Source organism: Aeromonas sp. HMWF015, assembly GCF_963878965.1.
In the GTDB taxonomy this organism is placed as follows: Bacteria; Pseudomonadota; Gammaproteobacteria; order Enterobacterales; family Aeromonadaceae; genus Aeromonas; species Aeromonas veronii.
The window spans coordinates 17377-18861 of the sequence record NZ_CAWNZT010000164.1; the positions used below are offsets into that span (position 1 = coordinate 17377).

Consider the following 1485-nt stretch of genomic DNA (forward strand, 5'->3'; position numbering starts at 1 on the left):
ATTCGCTCGAGATAAGCGCCGCTGCTGGCGTAGGGCTTGCTGCCCATCAGGCCGCCATCGGCAAACTGGCTCATGCCGCGGGTGTTGGGCAGCTCAACCCACTCGATGGCATCCACATAGATACCGAGATACCACTGATCCACCTCGTCAGGATCGAGCCCCGCCAGCAGGGCAAAGTTGCCGGTCACCATCAGCCGCTGGATATGGTGGGCGTAACCGTGCTCAAGGGATTGGTTTATGGCGTGGCGCACGCAGGCCATTCTGGTTTCGCCACTCCAGAAAAAACCGGGCAGCGGCCGGTTGGCCCCGAGAAAATTGGTCTGCTTGTAGTCGGGCATCTTCTCCCAGTAAAGGGCACGGACAAACTCGCGCCAGCCGAGGATCTGGCGAATAAACCCCTCCACCTGCGCCAGCGTGATGGTGGCCTGATTGGCCTGCCAGTGGGATTCGGCGGCCCGAATCACCTCAAGCGGATGAAGCATCTTGCTGTTGAGGGAAAACGACAGACGGCTGTGAAACAGGCTCCAGCCCCGCTCGCTCAGGGCATCCTGATAGCGGCCAAAGTGGGGCAGGCAGTGGGCCAGAAAATGGGCCAGCAGCTCGCGACTCTGGCGCCTTGTGATGGGCCACGGCAGCCTGCTGGCATCTGCCTCGCCGATGGTACTGACCCCGTGACGGGTCAGCATGGCATCAATCTCGCTCACCTCGTTGGCAAAGGTGAGGGGTTCCGGGATCGGCTGACGCTCCGGCAGCTTGGCGCGGTTCTCGTCATCGAAGTTCCAGCGCCCGCCAAGGGGTTGGCCGCGCTCATCGAGCAGCACTTGGTATTGCTTGCGCAGGGCGCGGTAGAAGAACTCCATCCGGCTGTGGGGATAGCGCTGCCAGCCATCGCGGGGGGTGAGAAAATGTTCGCTCTCCGCCTCGGTGGCAGGGATGGCAAGGCCCGCCGCCCAGCTTTTCAACTGGCTGGCGAGGCGCCACTCGTCCGGGCTCTGCCAGGCAAAGCTGCTGGCCTGATGTGCTTCGAGCTGAGCTGCCAGCAAGCTGGGCAAATCGGGCCAGCGGGCGCTCTCATCAAGGGTCAGGTAACAGACGCGGTGGCCCGCTTGGGTGAGGGCCGCGGCAAAGGCGCGCATGGCGGCAAAGAAGGCCAGCACCTTCTGGCGATGGTGGCGGCAGTAGTCGGTCTCTTGGCGCAGCTCCGCCATCAGATAGCAGATTGCCGGATCCGGCGTGCGAAACCAGCTGTGACCGGCGTTCAGCTGATCGCCAAGAACAAGACGCAGCTCCATCAGACTCGCTCTCCCACAGGTTGCTGGCTGCTGTGACGAGCGTGGCGACAGCGCTCGCTGCAGTAGCGAATCTCCTCCCAACTGCGCGCCCACTTGCGCCGCCAGCTGAAGGGGCGTTGGCAGACGGGGCAGATCTTCTCGGGCAGATGGGGTTTGCGATGCATGATGGCTTCCGGCCTTGGCTGATGGGGGA

General features: G+C 63.2%; 2 protein-coding genes. Both read right to left on the reverse strand.

The window, feature by feature from the left end; translation table 11 throughout:
* On the reverse strand, window positions 1–1292 hold a 1292-nt coding region (locus AACS18_RS08490; RefSeq protein WP_258228686.1), incomplete at its 3' end, for a cryptochrome/photolyase family protein.
* Window positions 1292–1456 carry a DUF2256 domain-containing protein gene (locus AACS18_RS08495; RefSeq protein ID WP_021230203.1) on the reverse strand — a complete coding sequence of 55 codons (165 nt, stop codon included), beginning with the start codon at window positions 1454–1456 and terminating at the stop codon, window positions 1292–1294. The genes AACS18_RS08495 and AACS18_RS08490, both read right to left, overlap by 1 nt.
* Between the last annotated feature and the right edge of the window lie 29 nt (window positions 1457–1485).